The 6282-nt window shown below is 69.1% G+C and carries 8 protein-coding genes and 1 pseudogene; 3 read left to right on the plus strand and 6 right to left on the minus strand.

Annotated features, from left to right (window positions below):
* Positions 1-2: 2 nt before the first annotated feature.
* Genes qcrA through ctaE form a run of 3 tightly spaced genes read right to left on the minus strand, consistent with a single transcriptional unit; the run spans position 3 to position 2570 of the window.
* The gene (gene qcrA / locus ACYU7L_RS15360; RefSeq protein WP_460798259.1) at positions 3-1025 is read right to left on the minus strand and encodes a cytochrome bc1 complex Rieske iron-sulfur subunit; all 1023 of its coding nucleotides are present in this window, start codon (positions 1023-1025) and stop codon (positions 3-5) included.
* On the minus strand, positions 1022-1891 hold the full coding sequence (qcrC, locus tag ACYU7L_RS15365) for a cytochrome bc1 complex diheme cytochrome c subunit (protein ID WP_460798262.1): 870 nt from the start codon (positions 1889-1891) through the stop codon (positions 1022-1024). Before qcrC ends, qcrA begins: the two co-directional genes overlap by 4 nt.
* Positions 1892-1922: 31 nt before the next feature.
* A complete protein-coding gene (gene ctaE / locus ACYU7L_RS15370; RefSeq protein WP_460798264.1) occupies positions 1923-2570 on the minus strand; it encodes an aa3-type cytochrome oxidase subunit III in 648 nt (215 codons plus the stop codon).
* A 65-nt stretch (positions 2571-2635) separates the two neighbouring features.
* On the opposite strand from ctaE, the gene ACYU7L_RS15375 reads away from it, so the two are divergent.
* From ACYU7L_RS15375 to trpD, 3 genes are read left to right on the plus strand one after another with little or no spacing between them, the layout of a single operon-like run.
* Entirely contained in the window at positions 2636-3574 is a 939-nt protein-coding gene (locus ACYU7L_RS15375) for a cytochrome c oxidase assembly protein (RefSeq protein WP_460798267.1), read from the plus strand.
* A 9-nt stretch (positions 3575-3583) separates the two neighbouring features.
* The gene (locus ACYU7L_RS15380) at positions 3584-4003 is read left to right on the plus strand and encodes an Rv3143 family two-component system response regulator (RefSeq protein WP_460798269.1); all 420 of its coding nucleotides are present in this window, start codon (positions 3584-3586) and stop codon (positions 4001-4003) included.
* On the plus strand, positions 4003-5046 hold the full coding sequence (trpD, locus tag ACYU7L_RS15385) for an anthranilate phosphoribosyltransferase (protein WP_460798271.1): 1044 nt from the start codon (positions 4003-4005) through the stop codon (positions 5044-5046). Before ACYU7L_RS15380 ends, trpD begins: the two co-directional genes overlap by 1 nt.
* A gap of 37 nt (positions 5047-5083) precedes the next feature.
* On the opposite strand, the gene ACYU7L_RS15390 is transcribed toward trpD, so the two are convergent.
* The 3 genes and pseudogenes from ACYU7L_RS15390 to ACYU7L_RS15400 form a co-directional block, all read right to left on the minus strand.
* Positions 5084-5716, minus strand: a complete 633-nt coding sequence (locus ACYU7L_RS15390; RefSeq protein WP_460798273.1) for a hypothetical protein — start codon at positions 5714-5716, stop codon at positions 5084-5086.
* 26 nt (positions 5717-5742) lie between these two features.
* Positions 5743-6021 (minus strand): Lrp/AsnC family transcriptional regulator, encoded by a 279-nt coding sequence (locus ACYU7L_RS15395; protein ID WP_460798275.1) that lies wholly within the window; start codon positions 6019-6021, stop codon positions 5743-5745.
* 48 nt (positions 6022-6069) lie between these two features.
* Positions 6070-6282 (minus strand): annotated as a pseudogene (locus tag ACYU7L_RS15400) (DEDD exonuclease domain-containing protein); the annotation flags it as partial.

Below are 6282 nucleotides of genomic sequence, written 5' to 3' on the forward strand. Positions count from 1 at the left end.
GATCAGCCACGCTCCCAGAAGCTCGGGCCCACGGGCTCGGTGAAGTCGCTCTGCGCGACGAGGTAGCCCTCGGAGTCGACCGCCAGGGGCAGCTGCGGGAGCGCCCGTGCGGCAGGACCGAAGACGACGCGCGCGGAGTCAGCGAGGTCGAAGGTGGACTGGTGACAGGGGCACAGCAGGTGGTGCGTCTGCTGCTCGTAGAGGGAGATCGGGCAGCCGACGTGGGTGCAGATCTTGGAGTAGCAGACGATGCCCTCGACCGACCAGTTCTCGCGACCCTTGGCCGGCACGATCTCGTCGGGCTCCATGCGGACCAGGACGACAGCCGCCTTGGACTTGTGGATCTGCAGCTCGACGCCCTCGATGTGCTCCTCGAAGATGGCCATCGGCTCGCCGTTGATCAGGTCGCCGATCTCCATGTCCGAGACCCTGATCGGGGTCCCGACCACGTCGCGGGCAACGCGCATGCCCTTGTCCCAGATCGTGGAATAGAGCTTGTCGCCGGGGAGCGGGCCGAGGTCGCGCAGGGCGACGATGGCGGGGATACCGAGCATGCCGAGCGCGCCGAGCATGGTGTTGCGCACCAGCGGGCGGCGGCCGATGCCGGACTCCTCGAGGCCGTCGCTCAGTGCCTGAAGCGTGGTCGCGCGGTCCTCCTCCGAGGAGGCGGCCGGGTGACGCATCTCCATGATCTCGTGGTCACCCATGAGCTTGCGGGCCCACTGGATGATGCCGATGCCGATGCCCAGCAGGGCGCCGGCGAGCGACAGTCCGAGCGCGAGGTTGGAGGCGCCCATGCCCAGGAAGACGTCGTGGTTGTCGCCGATCTCGAGCGTGAAGTAGGCGACGACGAACAGGACGGCGCAGATCATCGAGAATCCGAACAGCGCGGCGACCTGGCGCTCGGCGCGCTTCTCGGCCCGGGGGTCGACGTCGGTCGGGCGCCACTGGTGCGCCGGCAGACCGGGGTCGGCGATGGGATCCGGCTCCGTGACGGCCGGAAGGGTTTCGTCGTGGGTGCTCACGATGCCAGCTTGTCCTTCTTAGAGCGGGTGGTGTGGGCAGCGATCCAGACGGCGAAGCCGACCAGGCCACCGATGCCGAAGATCCAGCCGAAGAGGCCCTCCGTCACGGGGCCGAGCGAGCCGAGCGTGAATCCGCCGTAGTTGGGCTGGTCCTCCAGGGACTTCAGGTAGGCGATGACGTCACGCTTGTCCTCGGGCGTGAGGTTGCCGTTGGAGAAGACCGGCATCTGCGAGGGGCCGGTGAGCAGCGCCTCGTAGATGTGCTTGTCGGAGACGCCCAGCAGCTTCGGCGCGTACTTGCCGCGGGGCATCGCCCCGCCGGCACCGGTGAAGTTGTGGCAGGCGGTGCAGTTGGTGAGGAAGATCTGGCCACCGTTGACGATCGCGGCCTCGCGCTCGTCCTCGGAGAGACCCTCGATGGTGTAGTCCGACTCGTCTGGAATCGCCGGACCGGCGCCCAGCGACGCGACGTACGACGCGAGCGCCAGGCGCTCCTCGTCGGTGTAGACCTCGGCCTTGGCCGGGGCCTGGGTGCCGGGCTGGACCAGCGGCATCCGGCCGGTGCCGACCTGGAAGTCCACCGCGGCGGCGCCGACGCCGACCAGCGACGGGCCGATCTGGTTGCCGTTCTCGGTGAGGATGCCCTCACCGTTCTTGCCGTGGCAGAAGGCACAGCCGACCAGGAAGAGCTTGCGGCCCTCCTCGACCAGGGCCGGGTCGGCCTCGGCCTTCTCGGCCTGCGCGGGGGAGACGACCGTGTAGAGCCCGCCGGCGAGCACCAGGCCGAGCAGCATGACGGTCAGGCCCGCGAGACGGCTGCGACGGTAGCGCGAGAGCCGTCCGACGGAGCGATTCAAGAGACGCACATTGAGTCCTAGCTAGAGCAGGGTCGGGCTGTTACTTGATCAGGTAGATGGTCGCGAACAGACCGATCCACACCACGTCCACGAAGTGCCAGTAGTACGACACGACGATCGCGCTCACGGCCTGCTCGTGGGTGAACTTGCGGGCCAGGAAGGTGCGCCCGAGCACGAGGAGGAAGCAGATGAGGCCCGCGGTCACGTGGATCCCGTGGAAGCCCGTGGTCAGGTAGAACATCGAGCCGTAGGCGGAGTCCTGGATCGTGATGCCCTCGTGGATGAGCTCGGCGTACTCCGTCGCCTGACCGGCGATGAAGACCGCGCCCATGATGAAGGTCAGCGCGAACCACTCGCGCAGCCCCCACGCCTTGACGTTGAAGAGACCGCCGGTGCGACCCACCTGGCCACGCTCGGCGGCGAACACACCGAGCTGGCAGGTCAGGGAGGACAGCACCAGGATCGTGGTGTTGGCAGCCGCGAACGGGACGTTCAGGGCCTCGGTGTTCTGCTCCCAGAGCTCGGGACTGACCGCACGGATCGTGAAGTACGCCGCGAAGAGCGCGGCGAAGAACATCAGGTCGCTTGCGAGCCAGATGATCGTGCCCACACTGACCATGCTGGGTCGGTCGTGATGCCCGTGCAGCCGGGATGCCGGAATCGCTGTTGCAGTCGCCACGCGGAGCATTATGTCCTGACTAGGACCGAAGGGCACCACACCCCCCTGTCTTTGGTCGTCATAAAGTTCACACCGTGGTGTTCTCAGCGTGGCAAGTCGGTCCGAATCTCCCCGAGTTCACTCCCGGGCGGATCTTCACCGAGTGGGGCATGGACCCCTTCCTGTTCGTGGCGACCGTGTGGGCGGCGGGTCTCTACCTCGTCGGCGTCTCCGCGCTGCGCCGTCGGGGGGACCACTGGCCGCTCGGACGCACATTGGCGTTCGTGGTCGGGGGGATGGGGTCGTTCTACGTCGCGACCCAGTCGGGCATCGCGGCCTACGACACGACGCTGCTGAGCGTGCACATGGTCCAGCACATGGTGCTGTCGATGGTGGTGCCGCTCTTCCTGGCCCTGGGGGCCCCGGTGACCCTGGCGCTGCGCACGCTGCCGGCCGGGCCAAGGCGCTGGCTGCTGGCGGTGCTGCACTCACGGTTCGCGAAGGTGCTGTCCTTCGCTCCGCTGGCGTTCCTGCTCTACGTCATCTCGCCGTGGGCGCTCTACTTCACCGGCTGGTACGACGCGAGCCTGCGCTCGACGTACGTGCACGAGATGATGCACGTCCATCTGGTGCTGGTCGGCTCGCTCTTCTTCTGGCCACTGATGGGCATCGATCCGGTGCCTGGGCGTGTCTCCGAGCCGTTCCGCCTGGTGCTGACCTTCCTGACGCTGCCGTTCCACGCGTTCCTCGGCGTCACGATCATGGGGCAGTCGACCGTCATCGCGGCGGACTGGTATGCCGAACTGCGGGAGGGGCCGATGGGCTCGTGGCTCCCGGACGCCGCCGACGACCAGCACGTCGCCGGGGGGATCCTGTGGGCGTCGGGGGACCTGATCGGCCTGATCTTCTTCGGTGTGCTGTTCACTCAATGGGTGCGCTCGTCGATGAAGGAGGCGGTCCGCGAGGACCGCAGACTCGACCGGTTGGAGGCTCAGGACCGAGCGCGCGCCACGTCGTCGGCGGACGAGGGATAGCATCAGGGTGTGAGTGACACGAAGCCGAAGTCCGCGCCGCTGAAGGTCCTCGTCTACAGCGACGACGTCAACACCCGCCAGCAGGTCATCCTGGCCCTCGGCCGGCGCCCGCACCCCGACCTCCCGGAGCTGGAGTATGTCGAGGTGGCCACGGAGCCGGTCGTGGTGCAGCAGATGGACGCCGGAGGCATCGCGCTCGCGATCCTCGACGGCGAGGCCGTCCCTGCCGGCGGCATGGGGATCGCGAAGCAGATGAAGGACGAGATCTTCGAGTGCCCGCCGATCCTGGTGCTCACCGGCCGTCCTCAGGACGCCTGGCTGGCCACCTGGTCGCGTGCGGAGGCCGCTGTGCCGCACCCGCTCGACCCGATCCAGCTGGCGCAGAGCGTCATCGGCCTGCTGCGCGCTCGCGTCCCCGCCCGCAGCTGATGTCGTCCGGTCACCAGCCCCTGGGCTGGCCCGACGTCCTCACCTCCCTCGTCACCGGACACGACCTCTCCTCCGAGCAGGCGGTCTGGGCGATGGGGGAGATCCTCTCCGGCGAGGCCACCCCCGCGCAGATCGCCGGGTTCGCCGTGGCGCTGCGCACCAAGGGCGAGACCGTCGACGAGGTCGTGGCGCTCGTCGAGGCGACCCTCGAGCACTCCACGCGGATCCACGTGCCCGGACGGCTCCTCGACGTCGTGGGGACGGGGGGCGACCGCTCGTTCTCGGTCAACATCTCCTCGATGGCGGCGATCGTGGCTGCGGGAGCCGGCGCCCGCGTCGTCAAGCACGGGAGTCGCTCGGCCTCGTCGAAGTCCGGCAGCGCCGACGTGCTCGAGGCCCTGGGGATCCGTCTCGACCTCCCTCCCGCCCGGGTCGCGGCCGTGGCCGAGGAGGCCGGCATCACCTTCTGCTTCGCCGCGGCCTTCCACCCGGCCCTGCGTCACGCCGCGGTGCCGCGCCGCGAGCTCGGCATCGCCACGACGTTCAACATCCTGGGCCCGCTGATCAACCCGGCCGCCCCGGCCGCCCAGGCGATCGGCTGCGCCGACGCACGGATGGCGCCCGTGATGGCCGGCGTCTTCGCCGCCCGCGGCGTGGACGCGTGGGTCGTGCGTGGCGACGACGGTCTCGACGAGCTGACGACCACGACCACCTCGCGGATCTGGCAGGTCCGCGACGGTGCCGTGCACGAGAACACGCTCGACCCGCGCGACCTCGGCTTCTCCTACGTGCCCGCGGAGGCACTGCGCGGTGGCGACACCGAGCACAACGCCGACGTGATCCGGCGGCTGCTGGCCGGTGAGCAGGGCCCTGTACGGGAGGCGGTCGTCCTCAACGCCGGCGCCGCGCTGGCCGTCCACGAGGCCGGCGGCGGCGATCTGCTGGAGCTGCTCGCGCGAGGGGTCGACCGGGCGCGCGCGGCGCTGGACAGCGGCGCGGCGAGCGACGTGCTCGACCGCTGGATCGCTGCCTCCTCGGCCTAGGGACGCGCCGCGGACAGGACGCTCGACAGACGGGCGCTCAGAGGTCGAGCACGAAGGAGTCGCCCTCGGGGCGGAAGCCGACCTTGAGCTTGTCGTAGTAGGGGTCGGTCATGTTCGGGTTCGTGACCACCTGGTGGTAGCCGCGGCTGCGCAGCCCGCCGCTGGGGCGCCACACGAACTCACCCGGCGAGAAGTCCCGGTAGCGAGGGGTCACGTAGTCGAGCACCACGTGCGCGCGGTCGCCCTCGCCGCGCAGCAGCACGACGCCGACGGTCTCGTCGCCCTTTTGGACGAGGTAGGCGAACTGGTCCGGAGCGGAGTGGTCCCAGACGAAGTCCGGCTCGTTCTTCAAGATGTCGCTGCCGTGCACCCGCAGCACGTGGCGCAGGTACTCGTCGCCGGGCCCGACCTCGAGGACCGCATAGGCGGCCTCGTCGTGCCGGTCGCTGGTCAGCTTGTAGATGAACCAGATGTTGATCACGCTGAGCACGACGTTCATCGCGGCCATCGGCCAGATCTCGAGCAGGCCGTTGAAGACGATGAGCGTCAGGCAGGCGATCAGGTTGAGGATGCGAAAGCGCAGCACCCGGGCCTGCAGCAGGGAGAGGACGAGCAGCGCGGAGCCGCTCCAGCCGAGGATGTCGAGCCAGTTAGCGGAGAGCCAGTTCACCGCTGCAGGCTACGACGGCGCAGAGCTCAGTCGAGGCCCAATGAGAATGCCGACTCCAGATCGTGACTGGAGTAGGCGCGGAACGCGATGTGCGTCTCAGTCGCCGTCACACCGTCGACCTTGTTCAGGCGATCGGCGACGACTGCGGCGACGTCCTCGTGGTTGCGGACGCGGACCAGCGCGATGAGGTCGATCTGACCGGTGACGGAGTAGACCTCGCTCACCCCGTCCAGCGCGGCGATCGCCTCGGCGACCTCGGGGATGCGGGCGACGTCGGCCTTCACGAACACGATGGCGGTGATCATGAGGACACGGTAGCGCCGCCGACCGGAGAGGACCCGCGGGGCGGGCCCTCAGCGCACCGGCTGGTGCACCGGCGCCAGCGAGCGCCGGTCGTCGAAGGGGACCAGCGTGAGCCGCGACTGGTGGACCGCGTCGTGCAGCGCGAGGTGCCGGGTCGCCCCCTCCACCGGGCAGCTCCACTCGCCGTCGACGTCGACCAGGCGGATCCCGGGGGACTCCAGCCAGCGCAGGATCTTCTCGGACTCCTCGGCGGTGGCGGAGGG

This window comes from Nocardioides pacificus (assembly GCF_054775955.1).

Bases quoted from the DNA above. Each gene is read 5' to 3' on its own strand.
- ctaE (WP_460798264.1), bottom strand. From the start codon at position 2,570: ATGCTCCGCGTGGCGACTGCAACAGCGATTCCGGCATCCCGGCTGCAC.
- trpD (WP_460798271.1), top strand. From the start codon at position 4,003: ATGTCGTCCGGTCACCAGCCCCTGGGCTGGCCCGACGTCCTCACCTCC.
- ACYU7L_RS15395 (WP_460798275.1), bottom strand. From the start codon at position 6,021: ATGATCACCGCCATCGTGTTCGTGAAGGCCGACGTCGCCCGCATCCCC.